The organism is Peribacillus frigoritolerans (genome assembly GCF_001636405.1).
Classification (GTDB): domain Bacteria; phylum Bacillota; class Bacilli; order Bacillales; family DSM-1321; genus Peribacillus; species Peribacillus frigoritolerans.
Genome location: NZ_KV440950.1, coordinates 465796 through 484300, shown reverse-complemented (window position 1 = coordinate 484300; position 18505 = coordinate 465796). Strand labels below are relative to the sequence as shown.

Annotated in this window: 11 protein-coding genes; 3 read left to right on the top strand and 8 right to left on the bottom strand. The window is 44.0% G+C overall.

The features are described from left to right. The first annotated feature begins 330 nt into the window (after nucleotides 1-330). Together A6755_RS02385 and A6755_RS27430 are read left to right on the top strand one after the other, a co-directional pair. Nucleotides 331-1956: a hypothetical protein gene (locus A6755_RS02385; RefSeq protein WP_063589682.1), complete on the top strand. Its 1626-nt coding sequence runs from the start codon at nucleotides 331-333 to the stop codon at nucleotides 1954-1956. Continuing rightward, nucleotides 1949-4921: a DEAD/DEAH box helicase gene (locus tag A6755_RS27430; RefSeq protein WP_063589681.1), complete on the top strand. Its 2973-nt coding sequence runs from the start codon at nucleotides 1949-1951 to the stop codon at nucleotides 4919-4921. The genes A6755_RS02385 and A6755_RS27430 overlap by 8 nt, the downstream gene beginning before the upstream one ends. Nucleotides 4922-5049: 128 nt before the next feature. Here the strand turns inward: A6755_RS27430 and A6755_RS02375 are convergent, their stop codons facing one another. Next, nucleotides 5050-5658: a LysE/ArgO family amino acid transporter gene (locus A6755_RS02375; RefSeq protein ID WP_034315735.1), complete on the bottom strand. Its 609-nt coding sequence runs from the start codon at nucleotides 5656-5658 to the stop codon at nucleotides 5050-5052. Between the two features lie 124 nt (nucleotides 5659-5782). Here A6755_RS02375 and A6755_RS02370 point away from each other — a divergent pair, with 124 nt between their 5' ends. Beyond that, nucleotides 5783-7228 (top strand): aminotransferase-like domain-containing protein, encoded by a 1446-nt coding sequence (locus A6755_RS02370; RefSeq protein ID WP_063589680.1) that lies wholly within the window; start codon nucleotides 5783-5785, stop codon nucleotides 7226-7228. 148 nt (nucleotides 7229-7376) lie between these two features. Here the strand turns inward: A6755_RS02370 and A6755_RS02365 are convergent, their stop codons facing one another. The 7 genes from A6755_RS02365 to A6755_RS02335 form a co-directional block, all read right to left on the bottom strand. Beyond that, a complete protein-coding gene (locus A6755_RS02365; protein WP_063589679.1) occupies nucleotides 7377-7793 on the bottom strand; it encodes a hypothetical protein in 417 nt (138 codons plus the stop codon). A 737-nt stretch (nucleotides 7794-8530) separates the two neighbouring features. Continuing rightward, a complete protein-coding gene (locus A6755_RS02360; protein ID WP_244889619.1) occupies nucleotides 8531-12268 on the bottom strand; it encodes a S8 family serine peptidase in 3738 nt (1245 codons plus the stop codon). Between the two features lie 207 nt (nucleotides 12269-12475). Further along, entirely contained in the window at nucleotides 12476-13378 is a 903-nt protein-coding gene (locus A6755_RS02355; RefSeq protein WP_048685793.1) for an ABC transporter permease, read from the bottom strand. Between the two features lie 12 nt (nucleotides 13379-13390). Then, a complete protein-coding gene (locus A6755_RS02350) occupies nucleotides 13391-14395 on the bottom strand; it encodes an ABC transporter permease (protein ID WP_034316217.1) in 1005 nt (334 codons plus the stop codon). A gap of 114 nt (nucleotides 14396-14509) precedes the next feature. Then, nucleotides 14510-16126 (bottom strand): ABC transporter substrate-binding protein, encoded by a 1617-nt coding sequence (locus A6755_RS02345; protein WP_057278170.1) that lies wholly within the window; start codon nucleotides 16124-16126, stop codon nucleotides 14510-14512. A 42-nt stretch (nucleotides 16127-16168) separates the two neighbouring features. After that, nucleotides 16169-17137, bottom strand: a complete 969-nt coding sequence (locus A6755_RS02340; protein ID WP_057278171.1) for an ABC transporter ATP-binding protein — start codon at nucleotides 17135-17137, stop codon at nucleotides 16169-16171. After that, nucleotides 17118-18122, bottom strand: a complete 1005-nt coding sequence (locus A6755_RS02335) for an ABC transporter ATP-binding protein (RefSeq protein WP_148666451.1) — start codon at nucleotides 18120-18122, stop codon at nucleotides 17118-17120. Before A6755_RS02335 ends, A6755_RS02340 begins: the two co-directional genes overlap by 20 nt. Nucleotides 18123-18505 lie beyond the last annotated feature (383 nt).

Here is an 18505-nt window from a genome sequence, read left to right as displayed (position 1 = left end):
AGGGTTCCAGCCCCTCATCACTTAGTCTTGTGAAGCTAATGAGGATGAAGGATTCCAAGCATGTTCATCGTGAATGCCGGTTATTCCTGTTTATATCCGAACCGCTTATATTCATGCGGATTTTTGACGATATTGACTTTTACAGGGTATTTATGAATATAACGGCAAGAAGCAGTGATTAAATCGAATAGAACGTAAAGAGAACGGCCATAGTCCGGCATTCGATCATATATACACAAAGCCGGGATGGGAATTACGAAAAGTTAAGAACTGATGGTTCATGATCATACAAAAATATATAACTAGGGCTGGTCCCTGAAGGAGGAGAGTATGGAGCGGGAGTTGTTGTTAGTTGGGGAGCGGCTGGCGGAATTTTTGGAGGCCGGGGATCCGGAAGATTCGGATGTGGTGAATCAAGGGCTCCAGTTATACCGTCAGGGGCTCGTTGATATTAAAGAAGAAGCGGTGGATACGATTGCAGCTGAGGTACAGGAAGAGACACGATTTAAGTCCAGGCTGAATCTGCTCTCCCCACAGGATGGAAGCTGTACATGTGATTCAAGGTTCATTTGCCGGCATCAAATGGCCGTTTTCTTTTCTGCATATTCCGAACACGCTAGTGTTTCCGAATGGCTGGGCGATTGGAAAGCACCTAAAAACGCCTCAGCCGCCCAAGCACTGCAGCAGGTGAAACCGGCAAGTGAATTACTTAAACAGGCGGCGGGGAGATCCATCACCTTAGATAAAAGCTATCCATCATGGAAGCAATTCGTGAATGATGCCTTTGCGGAACATGTCGAGCCCCATATAGGCGAGGCTACTTACATGATCGAAAATCATATACAAACTTACTTTAAACGCCTTAGCTCAAAAGCTCCAATGGAAAGGGAATGGAAGTTGCTTTATCATTTCGTTACGCAATTTTGCACAATGCAGCAGACACTTAGAATGATTCAGCTGCATAAAAGTGAGACGCAAACGATCAGGGTCTTTTATGCACTTGCCGTCGACTTGGCAGAAGAGCTGCATGAAACGGTACAGCCGCTAAGCAGGCAAGCGCGGCCCTTCGCCTTTGACCCCTTCGTTTTCAGCATCAAGGAAGATGTAGCTAAACTGCTGGATGGAGGGGAAGGCCTCGAATATGAAAAGATCGACCTCTACCGGGAGATATGGAGCTACTTATTCTCCAACTCCTCATGGCGTAAAGAGGAACTTGAACGAATCAATAAAGAACTTCCCGAGAAGTATATGGGCACCACTGAGAGGACGTCCTATATCCTTGCAGCCATTCACCTATCCCTTTTGGAAAACCATGATAAACAAGCGATTGAGCTTCTCCATGAATTGAAGAAGGATGCCTGTCCATACATTTTTTATTGGCTGAATCTCCTGGCTGAATCTGAAAACCGGGCACGGGCCATCCCTTTCATTGAATTCATCAATAATAATGTCCAGGAATTCCTTGCCGGTCTATCCGATTATTATAAACGGGTAGATTTCGTCCGGACCTTTACGACTTTAATTAACAGTTGCTGTTATAAATTAAAACGGACCGATTTGCTTGAGAAATTTTACAGGGCCACCCTTCCGCACAGCTATTGGAACTATGCAAATTTCCTTTTTGAACAAGGACAATACAAAAAATGGGTGGAGATGCATATTTACTCGGAAATCAGCATTGACTTAATCAGCAGTGAATCCATCAAAGAAGTGGTATCAAAAGAACCGGAACTAATCCTGCCCCTTTATTATCATGCGGTCCAGGAAAAAGTTTCTTTGAAAAACCGGCCTGCTTATAAGCAAGCTGTCCGTTATTTGAAAAGGATGCGCACCATCTATAAAAAGAGCAAAAAGGAAGACGTATTCGAACGGTATATACTTTATGTAGCAGATTCGACCAAACGGCTTCGCGCTTTCCAAGAAGAACTAAAAAGGGGTAAGCTTATCGATGTTTAATCCAGGGAAATTAAAAATCAAAATAGCCGCTCTCGAAAACGGAACTTACGCCCTTGGTGTCGTCAATGAAGAGAATGCCTTCCTCACCACGAATCACATTCGCAGGCTGTTATTCAACTGGGATGACGCAAGCTTTTATGGAACTAAAATGACTACGGATATAGTGGATGGAAATCAAGTATTCATTCTTGACGCTTGGGGACTTCTCAACTTTTTTGCGAGGGAAAGCTTTAACTCCTTCATAGAATGGGAATGGTCTGAAATATCCTCCCTTTGCCTGTCAGCAGCGCCCGTTCTTCATGAATCCATAGAAGCTGGAATCCCCGTACCGGATTTCACCAATCTTCAATTGGACTCCATCGGTTGGAAGCTGCCGGAGGAAGTGGAAGAGGAATTCGTCCCTTCCTTTTGGGAAGAAGAAATATCTTTGGATCTTCCTTCACCTGAACTGGAAACCAACCGTACTTTTATCGAAAAGTGGTATAACGGTGCCGCTAATATGTATTTAAAAAACTATTCACCCATGCAGCATAAATGGAGTGAAGCCGTCGGGGCATTAAAGGATACTCGACTTTCTCCCGAAGAATTGCAGGCCTTTTTTGACAAGGACAGCTGGCAGGAATGGCTCGGTACCTTGCCCGATCCCAAACCATTCACTATAGGTCTCCGTTTAACTGAGCCTCCAGATGGCAACGGGCCTTGGATGCTCGATGTTACCCTTCGTTCCAAAAGGGATGAGAATATCATTGAAACATATACAGGAAAAAAACTTCCGCGCGGCTGGAATAAGTATGCAAGTGATGTGGTGCGTGCTACGAAACGCTGGCAACTCGTCGTGCCCTGGCTTGGGGAGAATGGCCGTCTGAAAAGGGAGATTTCAGAAACGGATGCATGGGAGTTCTTGACCGATGCAAGCGAAAAGCTCCTATTTCTTGGCGTCGAAATTCTCCTTCCATCGTGGTGGCTTGCCTTGAAGGAGTCCTCATTGAAGGTCAAAGCGAAAGTGAAGAGCCAATCGAACCGCGGCCCTTCTTATGTCGGGTTAAAAGCTTTAATGGACTTTGATTGGCGGTTCTCTTTAAATGGCAAGGAGCTCACTGAGGCGGAGTTCGAGGAGCTCGTCAATGAAAAAAGGCGGCTTGTCTTCATCCGCGGCCAATGGGTCAAGCTTGACCCTGCTTTCATTAAGCAAATACAGGAGCTGATGGAAACAGCGAATGAAAAAGGCATCCAACTGACTGACTTGCTGCAGCAGGAACTGTTGAATGGCGTGGATGAAGATAGCGATGTCGATTCTGAAAACGACGAAATGCTCCGGATTCAATTTGAATTGAACCAGGAGCTCCGTAAAATGGTGGGAAGGCTCAGGGAAACCAAAAACATATCCATCCTGCCCGTCCCTAATGCACTTCAAGGTGATTTACGCCCTTATCAAAAACTGGGCATGAGCTGGCTCCTTTTTTTAAGGGAGCATGGTTTTGGTGCTTGTCTAGCCGACGATATGGGACTTGGAAAAACTGTCCAGATGATTGCCTACCTACTTCATGTGAAAGGCAAAGAAAGGGTCGGTAAAGAGCTGCCCACTGCGCCCAAGGATGAACAAAAGAGTGAACCGATCATCGTCGAAGAGGATAGTAGTGCGGAGAGCAGTGATGAGGGTGAAGCCATTACCACTGCCCCTGAATCCGTCCCTGTACAATCGGCGCTCATCGTCTGCCCGACATCGGTACTTGGCAACTGGCAAAAAGAATTGGAAAAATTCGCTCCATCACTTAAAGTTCACCTACACTACGGATCGAATCGTGCTAAAGGTGAGGCATTTACTAAACTGGCAGCCGATCATGATATTGTCTTAACATCATATGGACTGACCCACCAAGATGTGGCTGAACTGACCTCCATCCATTGGAGCAGTGTTATCCTTGATGAAGCACAAAACATCAAGAATGCCCAAACGAAGCAATCCAAGGCGGTCAGAAAGCTAAATGGCAGACATCATATCGCCTTATCGGGTACGCCGATGGAAAACCGTTTAAGTGAGCTATGGGCGATTTTCGACTTCATCAACAAAGGTTATCTCGGAACGCTAGGTCAGTTTCAGGAAAAATATGTGGCGACCATTGAGCGTGATGAACAGAAGGATAAAATCAAGGAATTGCAGCGTTTGATACAGCCATTTTTGCTTCGCCGTACAAAACGCGATAAAGAAGTCGCTCTTAATCTTCCGGATAAGCAAGAACAAAAAGAATTCGTACCGCTTACCACTGAGCAAGCATCGTTGTATGAACAACTGATTAAAGATACATTCACTGATATCGAACAACTGTCTGCCTTTGAAAGAAAAGGCATCATCCTCCAGATGCTGAATAAGCTAAAGCAACTTTGCAACCATCCAGCTCTTTACTTAAAAGAGACGGAAAAGGAAAACATCATGAAGGCACCTAACCGATCAGGCAAACTCGAGAAGCTGACCGAGCTTATCGATGCGGTCCGCGAACAGGATGAAAGCTGTCTCATTTTCACACAATATATCGGGATGGGCAATATGATTAAAGAATTGCTGGAAAAACGATATGGCTTTGAAGTGCCATTCCTGAATGGGAGTGCGAACAAGAAGCAGCGTGATGAAATGATCACCCGATTCCAAGATGGGGAATTCCCTATTTTCATACTCTCATTGAAAGCAGGCGGCACGGGTCTTAATCTTACAGAAGCAAACCACGTGATTCATTATGATCGCTGGTGGAACCCAGCTGTTGAAAATCAAGCCACCGACCGTGCTTACCGAATTGGTCAACAGCGTTTCGTTCACGTTCATAAGCTAATCTGCACAGGGACCCTGGAAGAAAAAATCGACCAGATGCTTGATAAAAAGCAAGCCCTGAACGACGAAATCATCAGCAGTGACAACTGGATCACCGAACTTTCCACAGAGGAAATCAAGGACTTGGTCGCTCTTCAATAACCTGATTTCACGATAGAAGATGATTGAGGGCAAAAAAAGGAGAATGCATATAGATATGCATTCCCCTTTTTTTATACATAGGCGTCCTGTTATACATGGCATCGTTTGGTTCGAAAACGTTTATTGATTCAAAATAGCGACTTCACCATATAGAGGGCTGTGATCCAAATGATGATTGCAGAAATTTTATTTAATATTCCAAGGAATTTTCCAGATGTATCAACCTTTTTCAGCAATCGTCCCGCAAGACATAATCCGTGGAACCAGCACCATGACACAAAGATGCACGTCATGGTGAAAATCATTTTATCTTTTCCTGAATAAACAAGTGAGCTCGAACCGATTACACCTATCGTATCCAGGATTGCATGCGGATTCAGTAATGATACGGATAAAGCAAATACAATTTGTTTTTTTGTCGACATCTGCATGGATTGGACACCTGACTGTGAGTTTGATTTGGCAAACCAAATCTGAAAGCCCATATACAATAAAAATATAACGCCGATTATGATTAATGTAAGGCGCAACCAATCGTATTGCATGACAATCAACGAAACACCTAAAATAGCTAACAGAATGAGCACCGTATCGCAAATTGCAGCTGTGATCGTTGCTGGCAATGCTTTTTTTATTGTAGGTTGGATTGCTCCTTGATTAAAAATGAAAACATTTTGCACTCCCAATGGAAGTATCAGCCCTAATGCCAATAATAATCCATGAAAAAATGGCCCCATATGAATACCCCCTTCCCTCATATTCAGTATAATGAATAAAACAAAGGAATTGACCCTCCAATTGGTTGGTCTTCAAACCAACCAATTTATAATGAATATAGAACATGAAAGGAGTGGTTTTCGTATGTTTATCGAATGGAGACCAAACCGGTCTTCCGCGCAATCACTTCACCAACAAATAGTAGATTGGATCAAACAACAAATTACACGGGGGGAATGGCCAGTTGACACTAAGCTTCCATCACAACGCTCATTGGCCGACTCATTTGGCGTAAACCGAAGTACCATCATCACAGCCATAGATGAGTTGATTGCAGATGGATTATTGGAAACTAGGCTTGGGTCTGGCACATTCGTTTCCAATAATACATGGAATGTGCTCGTCTCCAGCAAACAGTCCGACTGGAAAAACTATGTACGGAATGGCCTTCATGAACCTAATTTAAAAACGATTCAGGATATTAATCAGTATGAAACGGACACTGCCATCATCAGATTAGGCACTGGTGAGTTATCTCCAGCGCTATTGCCTACAAAGCAAATCGAAAAGACGTTGCGATCCACTTCCTTTGATGCACACTCATTGGGATATTCCGAACCCAAGGGTGACAAGAGACTTCGCCAATGTATAAGTGTTTATTTAGAAACAAAAGGGATCAACGCAAGTCCCAGCTCCCTCATGGTCGTTTCTGGCGGGCTTCAGGCACTCCAGTTGATTTCAGTTGGTTTGCTTCAAAAGGAATCGATGATTTTACATGAGTCCCCTTCCTATTTAAATTCCGTCCACCCTTTTCAATCTGCGGGCATGCATTTAGTAGGTTTATCAAAACAAGGACGTGAAAGTATCCCGACACAAATGAAGCGCATCAATGGAAGGAAGAAAGCGTCACTGTTTTATACTGTCCCAACGTTTAACAATCCAACGAATACTACATGGTCAAAAGAAGAAAGACTTAACCTCCTATCACTATGCAAAAAAGAACAGATCCCGATTATTGAAGATGACGTATATAGTGATTTGTGGTTTGATGAGGAACCGCCGCCGCCATTAAAATCCCTTGATGCAGATGGCCTTGTATTGCACATTGGCAGCATGTCCAAAACTTTAAGCCCAGGATTGCGCATCGGCTGGATTGCTGGCCCCATAACTGTGATTGAACGTTTAGCGGACATCAAAATGCAAATGGATTACGGTTCCAGTGCACTTTCCCAACACCTTGTGGCAGAATGGTTAGCAAATGGTCAATATTCTAAGCATTTAGAGTGGCTAAGGCAAAAGTTGAAGGAACGCAGGGATTTTACATTAACTCTTCTCAATCAATATTTTAAAGGGCTGGCCGAATGGCAAATACCTCAAGGCGGATTTTATATATGGCTGAAATTATGTAAACCCATCGTGAATCCAAACCTTTTCAAGCAAGCGATAAAGGAAAACATACTTCTTAATCCGGGATACATATACGAACCAAATAACCATACACATATACGGCTTTCATATTCATACGCCTCGGAGGAACAATTAGCTTATGGCATCCAAACCCTTTCAAAGATCATTCGGCGCTTGGTTTGACATCTCCAAGGATAGGAAACGCTCATCATGGCGAAACATTAATGGAGCTGCCGTGGCAGCTCCATGCTTATTGAGTAAAGTAACTTTTCGTATGAATTATTCGGATATCTCATACCTTACAACGTCCTGCCTATAAATGTTTGGGATTTCATGGCGTAGCTGCTTTCATTTTTACGTTCCGCTCTTTTTGCTGGATGATGAAAAAAGAATGGTGATAGCCATGATTGATCATGATATGGTCGAGGATTTCAGTAAGCGCCTCCCCTTTATTCAGCTGATAAGTCTCTGAACTTTCCTCAATGATGATTTTTCCTTGGTGGGGGTCATAATTAATAGATGTTTTAGCACCTCTTTCAAAAAAAGAAAGGGTTACCTCCTGACATAGAGGAAAATCCTGATAGGGTGAATCTGAACGGGGATCCTTTTCAAAGGGAGAATGGACGTGCTGAAGTGCATCAAAGAAACTCGTTTTTGTAAGATATGACCTGTCGCTTCCTCTCCTTTCGAATTTCACTGTAATTGCAATACTAGTTACTTTATTGCTAGATTTCTTCTTATAATTCATAGGTACCCTCCTTTTAATAAACCCTTTATACCTAATTCTTTTATCCTATTCGATATACCTGCCGGATAATGAAAAAACTTCCTCACCAAGAGATTTCCATATTAACACGGTGAAAACAAAGCAAACCATTTCCAAAATCAGCACGAAAGAATTCAAAATCCGGAAATAATATTGGGCAAAAAAGAGCCCAATTGGATAAGAGAGCCCATACTGTAGTTAGAAGAAAGCGAGTATGCCTACAGTTTTTTTCTTTGAAAACGTTCCGGCTTATTTCAGAAATTCGCTCCCTTTCCGCCGACTGTCTGCCAAGCCTCCTCGACGCAAGCGTCTGTGGGGTCTCGGCTAGCCAGTTATTCGGCAGGAGTGTCGCAAATTTCTTCAATTTAATGAGGTTTCATTCCTTATAAAAAGGTAAAAATTCATGAAGGATAACCAAGATTTCTTTTTATAATCTCGGAGGGTCCATTCCGAACCCCATCTTGTATAAGGAAAAGCGAGTTTTCCTAAAGTTTTCATAAAAAAAGGCATTCCAGTTGATTGGCGGTTGTTCGGGACTCCTACAGGAATAGAGTGTCAAAGGGAGACCCCACAGGCGCAAAGGAGCGCCGAGAAGGCTTCCCGGACCTCACGCGGAAGGCGAGTGCCCTACGTTCCAATCAACGATAGCATTGTTCTACCCCTCAAAAGATGCATGTCCACAAAAAACAGCCCTCTTGAATAAGAGGGCTGCCTTTCGTTTATTTTTTTGCTTTATTGATGTTAAAGGATTTCTTCGATTCATTTCCTGCAAGATCGGTCACCTTAAATTCAATCTTGTTGTTGCCAGTCTTAAGCGGCAGTTCCAAATCCTCTATCTTTTTCTTATAGGAACGCATTTTGTATGGTTCCTTGAATTCATGATAGAATATTTCACTTCCGTTCAGGTAAAGGCGGATTTCATCGAAATTATCTTCTACCGTCACGTCCACTTTTGGATTTTTGCCTTTGAATCCCACAGTTTCCGGTACGCCTTTAACTTTTAAACCCGGCTTTGTAGCATCGACCATTATCGTCCTTTTAAAGGAAACCGTGTTATCCCATTTATCGGTTGCTTTAATGGTGAAGCTTTGGACACCATCTTCGAATTTCTTTTCATATGAGAATTCATATTTTTTATTCGTTTCGTTATACGTTGCAGGTACCGTTTTATTGTCGATTTTAAATTCTTTTATTTCCGACGCTTCTTCAATTTCTCCTGTTATTTTGATTTTATTTTTATTGTTCACGCTCAAGGCTTCAGGACTCTTGATCTTTACAGCTGGTGCATGATTATCGATTGGAGCCGAATCACCGGCCAATTCGGTTTCAGCCGTTTTCTCATTACCTGCATAGTCGATTGCCACAACCTGAACCTTTTCCCCTTTTACATCAGGGAGGGTGAATTGTTTAGCATTCGCCGGGAGCGGCTCTTCCATGATGGATGCTCCGTCGACTTGTACATCGTAATAAGCAAGCCCTGAACCATTCAAATTATCCTTACCTTGGATGGTTAAAACATTGCCTTTTTTCGAAATCTTGACCGTCGGCTTTACCGTATCGATTTTGATTGGCATTTTAACCGTCTGCCATTTTGCACCCTCGTAATCTATCATCGCTTTGATTTCAAAATAATAGACCCCATCCTTAGCGAGTGCATTATTGATTTTACCGTCCCATTTACGGGCCGGATCCAGCGTGTATGCGGTCCCTAGTCCGCCATCATAATAGTCCTTGCGTACATTATTCTCTGTGCGAAGTTTCCGGACTGATTTGGTTTCACCATTCAATATATTGTATTCTACCTTTTTCGCATTCCTTAAGAATGATAGGACAGGCACGAAGTCATCCTGTGCACCATCGCCATTTGGGGAAATCGCGATTTTTTTGCCATTGAAGGTTTTCCCCGCAGGGTCATAGCCAAGATACGTGAAATCTTCACCTGCTGTTGATACTCCCCCTGCCATGCCATAGAAAGATTCTTTGTCATATTTGGTGCCATCCAGGATCGGGGCTTTGTCCCATTCCCCTTTAAATCCTACATACGGTACATTCAGTTCCGGATTCGTATCGGCTGGATCCTTCAATGAGATGAACCCTTCAACAAAATAGCCGTTTGGAAACACCTTGTCAATATCTACAAGAGTTTGAAGGTCATCACCAAGTACCTTTGCATCGGATATGTCCACTTTCACTTCGAATGTAATCGATTTTTTTGCAGGAACGGTAATCTTATTTGTATTTTTATTATTGATTTTAATCGTAGCGTTCTTAATTTCCTGTGCTTCCAGCTCGTTAGCGGAATAGCCCAGTTGTCCCTGGATTGCATAGTCTGTTTGGATATTTCCCTTTACATCATACTTGACTGCTTTGTTGCTGTAGTTTTCAACCTTTAAAGTAAAGGCGAACTTATTGCCGACCTCCTTCATGGCAACCTTCGCTTCTTTCGTGAATGCCTCGGTCACGACAGCAGGTGTGGACAATGCGGATTGCAGCTGCATGACCCCGGCTCCCTGCCTGCGAGGCGAATAAGGGTTTTTCCAGTCAAGGGCATTATTGACGACCCCCTGATCCGTTAATGGTTTTGATGTATTCATCATCAGGTTCTTCGCTAAACTAGCCCGGGCCGATCCTTCTAATTTAAAGTCTTTATCCACTCTTTCTAGAACCAGTGCCGAGCCGCCGGAAACATGCGGCGCCGCCATCGAAGTACCGCTCATCATTCCATATTCATCATTATTCAGCGTTGAATAAATTTGTCCGCCCGGAGCGGTGATTTCAGGTTTGAAATCCAAGTTCGGCGCGACTCCCCATGAACTGAATGAGCTCATTTTCCCTGCTTCTGGATTTACAGCTTTTGTTTTATCGCCATTAAAGGTAATCATCACCTTTTCGCCATCCGCTAAGGCCGCTTTCAGCTTTGCACCATCCGATTTCAACATGAACAGCTGGGGAATGGTGATGCTTGGATCTGTAGCCATGGAAATATATCCGTCAGCATTATTGTAAATTATGACTCCTGTCGCTCCTGCTGCCTGGGCATTTTGCGCCTTTTCTATAAAAGAAAGCGTGCCGCGCTCGATGAGGGCGAACTTGCCTTTAACATCCACTTTGGAAAGCTCCTCTGTCGTCCCAAGACCAGCAGCCACCAATTCATGTGATTTATCCTTCAAGGCATTGGGATGCACGCTTGAAGCCGACATGAATGGAGCTTTTCCTGCTTGACCGTTTATTTCATAAGTCGCTGCATCCAAATCCATATAATTATTCTCTACCGATGCCACTTGTACAGAATCGTAAGCAAGTCCAGGTGAACCTGAAACGCCAATGTCCGGGTTCGAGGCTGATGGGTTGGCAAATCCATTTCCAAAGTGTGCCGAGTTTCCTGCTGAAATCGACATGAGGATCCCATTATCAACAGCTCTGGATACCGCCTGCTGCTCCGGATCGTCTGCCGATACAAAGCCTGCAGTGGAGCCAAGGCTCATATTCAGCACATCCGCCCCAAGAATGATGGCATCGTCAATCGCCTTAATATATATATCGCCCCATGTTGTCTGCATATCGGGATCATTTCCGAAGACCTTTAATGCAAGCAGCTGGGCTTCAGGAGCAACCCCTTTAATGCCGCCATTCTCTTCATCTCCATTGGCTCCGGCCGTACCTGCCACATGCATTCCATGCATGGAGGCCTCTTCACCAAGGTCAAGGATTTCTTCATTTTCATCCATGTAATTGTATCCATAAGGAACCTTGGCCGTATAGTAATTGCCTAATAGATGGCTGGATTCCTTCATCGCGCTGATTTCACTTTCAGTCAGTTCAGCCTTATTCTCGTCGTTCAGGACCATATCACGGTGAGATGGGTCGATTCCAGTATCAATAATCCCGACGACCATCCCTTCCCCTTTATATCCATATTCCCGCCATGCTTCCTGGGCTTGGACAAGCTCTTTGCTATATAGCATTTCGGGTTTTTCTGCAGGACGTTCATATTCATTCGCTATATGTACTTCAGCAACTTCAGGCATGGCTTCCACCTTTTTGATCTCACCATACTGAAGTTCACCGCTGAATCCATTGACGACTGTCGTAAAACTTTCAAGTTCCTTGAAACCTATTTTTTTCTCTTTCACCTTTTTTTTCAATTTCTTCTGAGTAGCTAGCTTTTCGGACTTTAATTGTTGTTTCTTATTTTTCGATAACTGTTTAAAAAGCTTCCCTTCTTTCGAAGCCGTTTCTATTGCCGGGGCTTCCTTCATCTCTACGATGACCCTGACCTTCTCATTGCTTTTGTATTTCTTCCCCAAGTCATTTTTCTTCAGCTTTATAATGCTTTCCTGATTCTTCTTACCTGCACCGCCCGAGCCTGTCGGGGGATCTGGGAGCTTGGCTGCGGAAACGCTTGCAGTAAATACTAATAGAAAGATTGCTAGAATGGACAAGCTACGTTTGATCAATGAACTTTCCTCCTCTAAAATAAGCAATTTTTGGAATATTCTTACTGAGTATAAAAGTATCACAACTTTTGGGGTGATTTTAAGGGGTAATAGTCACTATTTTCCTATTTAGAACTAGGATTTTTTTATTATTTTTCATATTTTGCTAGAATTACAAGATAAACGGCAAAAAGATGGTGATGTTAAACTAACATCACCCTTTTACTTCTAGTTTTTCATTCTTGGATCCAAGGCATCGCGCAGTCCATCCCCCATTAGGTTAAAGCCGAGTACCGTAAGCATGATCGCAAGCCCAGGGAAGAGAACCGTCCATGGTGCTTGAATGATGAACGCCCTGGAATCGGCGAGCATTTTCCCCCACTCTGGTGCTGGCGGCTGTGCACCGAGACCGAGAAAGCCGAGCGCTGCACACTCAATGATGGCAGTTGCAATCGCCAAGGTACCTTGAACGATAATCGGTGCAAGGCTATTCGGAAGGACGTGGTGAAGGAGAATGCGGCCATCCCCCATTCCAATTGCCTTTGCAGCCGTTACATATTCCTCTTCTTTCACCGTTAAGACCCGTGACCGTAAAAGCCGGCCGAATATCGGGACATTGACGATGGCGATGGCAATAAGTGCGTTGCGAAGGGAGGGCCCCAAAACGGCAACGACAGCAATGGCAAGCAAGATACTAGGAAAGGCCAGAATAATATCAAAGATCCTCGATATGATCGTATCTATCCACCTGCCGTAATAACCGGCAATGATCCCCAAAAAAGACCCAACCACAACAGATCCGGCAACAGATAAGAAGCCGACCCCTATTGAAATGCGCGAGCCATAAATGACCCTGCTCAAAATATCCCGGCCAAATTCATCCGTTCCGAACCAATGCTCCGCAGACGGGGCCAAATGTTTATCACTTAGCTTTTGCCCATCAAATGAATAAGGTGCTATAACGGGCGCGAAGATGGCGATTAAGATGAAAAATGAAACAATCCCCAGACCCACGATGGCTACCTTGTTTTTCCTAAAGCTTTTCCAGCCTTCCTTCCAGGGAGAGATGACTTTTTCCTCTGCCTCTTTTGGAGGAAGGATTGGCGGAGTATTCGTTGCTATTTCAGGCATGAGTTTCCCTCCCTATTTATACTTAATCCTAGGATCGATCGCTGCGTACAACAAGTCCACAACTAGATTAATCATGACAAACAAAAAGGCGATGACGAGAATTCCGGACTGTATTACCGGATAATCCCGAGATAGGATTGCATCATAAATATATGTACCGATACCTGGCCATCCAAAAATGTTTTCCGTTAAAATGGCGCCGCCTAAAAGTAATCCTGTCTGCAGACCGATAACAGTCACCACTGGAATCAAGGCATTCTTAAAGGAATGCTTGTAAACAACCCAAAACATTTTCATTCCTTTAGCACGAGCCGTACGAATGAAATCCGATCTCATGACTTCCAGCATGGACGAACGTGTCATCCTTGCAATAATCGCCATCGGAATGGTAGCAAGCGCTATCCCCGGCAAAATGAGATGCTTGATCACCTCGAAAAACTGATCAACCCTGCCAGCCATGAGTGTATCTATCAAATACAGGCCGGTTATGGCCTCAACAGGATCCCTGATATTGTCCCGCCCTGTCGTCGGAAGTAAATCCCATTGAATTGAAATGATGTATTGCTCCATTAATCCCAGCCAGAAAATAGGCATGGACAAACCAATCAACGCAATCACCATGGCGACATAATCAAACCATGAGTTTTGAAACCAAGCTGATACTATCCCTGCATTCACGCCTATGACTACGGCGATGATCATCGCGATCAAGGCCAGTTCAATCGTGGCCATCAAGTATGGTCCAATTTCTTCCGAAACCGGACTATTCGTTTTTAACGAAACACCCAGGTCCCCCTTTAACAGGCCTGATAAGTAATCCCAAAATTGAATGAACCAAGGTTTATCCAGGCCAAGTTCCTTTGTCATCGCAGCGACTGCCTCTTCCGTTGCTTGCTGCCCTAAAATCACCTGTGCTGGATTTCCAGGAATTGCCCGTATCATCATGAATACAATAAACGCCATTCCGAGTAGCACCGGAATGAGAGATCCTAAACGTCGTACGGTATAGGAAAACAAAACAATCACCCGCCTTTTAAATAAGGGTCCTTCGAAGCGCCCTCGATCATTTTGAAATGCTTCCATAACAAAACCGGGAAGCATGCAAGACTCCATACTACCCGGTTCGTACGGTTAATTTTCTAGAGAAACATTAACAAGGGATTGTGAACCAGTTGGATGTGGAACAAACCCTTTGACCGTCTTAGATCCGGCTAACTGCGGTAAAGAGTGTACAAGCGGAACCCATGGGGCTTCATCATGGATGATTTCCTGGGCTTTTCCATACAACTCATTACGCTTGGCTTCATCTGCCGTGGACTGGGCTTCGATCAGCAGTTCATGGACTTCATCGTTTGCGTAACGGGCATAGTTGTTGGAGCCGATATTATCTTTATCCAATAATGTATAAAGGAAGTTATCCGCATCTCCATTATCGCCTGTCCAGCCCATCATGAAGGATTGGGCTTCACCAGCCTGCACTTTCTCTAAATATGCAGCCCATTCGTACGAAACGATATTCGCTTCGATGCCGACTTGTTTTAGGCTTGCTTGAATGGCTTCAGCCACTTTTTGACCATCCGGCATATATGGGCGCGGTACCGGCATTGCCCATAGATCCATTTTAAATCCGTCTTCAAGTCCAGCTTTTTTCAGCAGTTCTTTCGCTTTTTCTACATCGTAATCATAGTCTTCGATTTTGTCATTGTAGCCAGAAACGGATGGAGGCATAGGATTCTTGGCAGGCTCTGCTGTGCCTTCATAAAAATTATCAATGATTTCCTTTTTGTTGATCAAATGCGAGATGGCTTGACGCACTTCTTTCTTGTCGAATGGCGCTTTCTCAACATTGAAAGCAAAGTACCCGACGTTCATGGATGCACGTTCGAATATTTGCAGTTTTTCATCTCCTGTAACCTTACTGATATCACTTGGGTTCAACCCGTCCATCAGGTCTATTTCACCCTTGATTGCAGCATTTAAACGTGCAGAGTTATCTTTAATGACCTTAAACGTGACTCCATCAAGTTTAGGCAGTCCATCTTGCCAATAGTCATCGTTTTTCACCACTTCAATCGTATCGCCAGGTTTCCATGATTTGAACTTGAAAGGGCCTGTACCAGATGGGTTTTTAGTGAAGTCGTCACCCTCTTTTTCAATTCCATCAGGACTGGCTATAGCAAATGTAGGCATGGCAAGGTTTTTCAGGAACGGCGCCTGAGGACGGTTCAAAGTGAATTCCACCGTGCTGGCATCGATCGCTTTTACTTCTTTGATAACATGGCCTTCATCGCCTTCAAATCCTCCGAACATGGAGGCATAGTACGCAAATTTCCCTTCATCCTTACTTTTTGCCCACCGTTGAAAGTTTTTTACGACCGCATCCGCATTGAAATCCGTACCATCATGGAACTTGATTCCGGTTTCCAATTTGAATGTGTAGGTTTTCGCGTCATCGGACACTTCCCATGACTTTGCAAGACCCGGTTTGATTTCCGTATCATCTTCCCCATATTTCACAAGCGTTTCAAAAATCTGCTGAGTGACGATGAATGATTCCCCATCGGTTACGATAGCTGGGTCAAGACCGACAGCATCTCCGCCTTTACCGTATATCAATACGCCGCCCTTCGCTTCACTCGATCCCCCTTTACCATCATCTTTCTCTTTTGATGTAGACGAGGAGCATCCCGCAAGCGCCAGCGAAAGAGCCAGGATACCAGTCAGCAACAATGCCAATGTTTTCTTCATATTCTTCCCCCTTATCATTTGCGAATTTATGTATACGTCGTGTCAATTGTATAGATGACAAGCAACGTAGTGACCAGGTTTATGTTCAGTCAGGATTGGCTTGTCCGTATTGCATTCTGCCATCGCCTTCGGACATCTCGTATGGAATGGACAGCCGCTGGGAGGGTTTGATGGGCTTGGAACATCTCCCTGCAGGATTACCCTATCCCCCTTATATTCCACATCCGGAATGGGCACGGCCGATAATAAAGCCTGGGTATATGGGTGAAGCGGATTTTCATAAAGCCCTTCACTTTCCGTCAATTCAACAATATGTCCGAGATACATGACACCGACACGGTCGGAGATATGCCTTACCACTCCAAGATCATGAGCAATGAACAAGTAGGTCAAATCAAAATCTTCCTGCAAATCCTGCAACAGATTCAAGACCTGGGCTTGAATCGACACATCCAGTGCAGATACCGGCTCATCTGCAATGATCAGTTTGGGATTGACTGCAAGTGCCCTCGCGATGCCAATACGCTGCCGCTGGCCCCCACTGAATTGATGCGGATACCTTTTAGCATGGTAACTGCTTAGGCCAACGACCTTAAGAAGTTCCTGTACACGGGCCTTTCGCGCCTTTTTATCTTTAACCCCGTGGACGATGAGCGGTTCTTCCAAAATTTTTTCAATAGTATGCCTGGGATTGAGGGAGGCGAATGGGTCCTGGAAGACCATCTGCATTTCACGGCGCATCTTTCTCATTTCACTGGAAGATAAAGCTGTCAGGTCCTTTCCTTCGAAATAAACATTGCCCTCGCTCGGCTCAAGCAATCGAAGCAATAACCTTCCCGTCGTGGATTTTCCGCAACCGCTTTCACCGACAAGCCCCAAGGTTTCCCCTTTATAAATGGAAAAAGACAAACCATCAACTGCCTTGACCTCTCCAATGGTCTTTCCCAGAACCCCTCCTTTTATCGGAAAATGCTTCTTTAGGTTTTCTACCTTAACCAATGTTTGATTCATGCAAGGAAGCTCCTTTCCCATCTTCATAAAGCCAGCAGCGAACATGCTGACCCTCATCGAATTCCAGTAGAGACGGGGTCTCATTTATACATTGCTCCATGGCATGGGAGCAGCGGGGGGCAAACTGGCATCCGAGGTTGCTTGTCCCAGGTTTTGGCACATTACCCGGTATCGAGTAAAGGCGCTCTTTCTTTATTCGCATATCGGGAATCGACTGGAGTAAACCGACCGTATAAGGATGCTTAGGGTTTTGAAAAATCGTTTGCACATTTCCTTCCTCTATCACCTTGCCGGCATACATGACAATGACACGTTCACACATTTGCGCCACTACCCCAAGATCATGGGTAATCATCATGATTGCCGTGTCTGTTTCTTTATTTAAATTCTTCATTAACTCCAGGATTTGTGCCTGGATCGTCACATCCAAAGCCGTTGTCGGTTCATCGGCTATAAGGAGTTTCGGCTCACAAATCATGGCCATTGCTATCATGACCCTTTGTCTCATTCCGCCAGAAAGCTGATGCGGATACTCTTTGAGCAATTCCTCGGCACGGCCAAGCCCAACCAGCTTCAACATTTCCACCGCTCTATTTCGTGCCTGCTTTTTATTCCATTTTTTATGTATCCGAAGCGTCTCGACCAACTGCTCGCCAATAGTGAACACGGGATTCAAGCTTGTCATCGGTTCCTGAAATATCATCGCTATATCATTTCCGCGAATTTTTCTCATTTTCGCTTCAGAGGCATTTGCGATGTTTTCTCCTTTAAAAAGGATTTCCCCCTCCACCTTACCAGCCGGTGAAGAAACCAGACCCATGATGGACAGAGAAGTTACGCTTTTTCCGCATCCCGATTCTCCTACAATCCCTAAAACCTCACCAGGATTGACATGAAAATCGATTGAATTCACGACAGGGATCACCCCGTCGTCCGTACGAAAACTGGTTCGAAGCCCATTAACCTTAATAATTGGTTCGTCCATCAAATCACTTCCTATATATAACTTATTTCCCATTATATTATTGGGTTTATTATTGCATCAAAATTAAAATATTACAATATATTTTCTAAAAATTCTAATTTAACAGAATTATTTTTTATTTTTTTCTATTTACTCACATTTTGGCACAAAAAAAAGACTGCTTATTTGCAGTCATTACAAGGGGGAAATCATATAACTCAATTTTTTTGAGGGTAAATCGGGGTTTACTGCGGAGAAAAAGCTATATTAGCTTTGGGGAATGAATGATGAAAAAAAATTCTATATGCTACTGCCTAGTTTCATAAAAAATACCTGTATTCCATGCATTGGTTTTTCATTATGGTCATATAAATACTTTTTTGTGTAAAAGCAAGCTAGCATGC

Coding starts and splice junctions, on each gene's coding strand:
- A6755_RS02365 (WP_063589679.1), bottom strand. CDS start 7,793: ATGAATTATAAGAAGAAATCTAGCAATAAAGTAACTAGTATTGCAATT.
- A6755_RS02375 (WP_034315735.1), bottom strand. CDS start 5,658: ATGGGGCCATTTTTTCATGGATTATTATTGGCATTAGGGCTGATACTT.
- A6755_RS02355 (WP_048685793.1), bottom strand. CDS start 13,378: ATGCCTGAAATAGCAACGAATACTCCGCCAATCCTTCCTCCAAAAGAG.
- A6755_RS02385 (WP_063589682.1), top strand. CDS start 331: ATGGAGCGGGAGTTGTTGTTAGTTGGGGAGCGGCTGGCGGAATTTTTG.
- A6755_RS02370 (WP_063589680.1), top strand. CDS start 5,783: ATGTTTATCGAATGGAGACCAAACCGGTCTTCCGCGCAATCACTTCAC.
- A6755_RS02345 (WP_057278170.1), bottom strand. CDS start 16,126: ATGAAGAAAACATTGGCATTGTTGCTGACTGGTATCCTGGCTCTTTCG.
- A6755_RS27430 (WP_063589681.1), top strand. CDS start 1,949: ATGTTTAATCCAGGGAAATTAAAAATCAAAATAGCCGCTCTCGAAAAC.
- A6755_RS02340 (WP_057278171.1), bottom strand. CDS start 17,137: ATGAATCAAACATTGGTTAAGGTAGAAAACCTAAAGAAGCATTTTCCG.
- A6755_RS02335 (WP_148666451.1), bottom strand. CDS start 18,122: ATGGACGAACCAATTATTAAGGTTAATGGGCTTCGAACCAGTTTTCGT.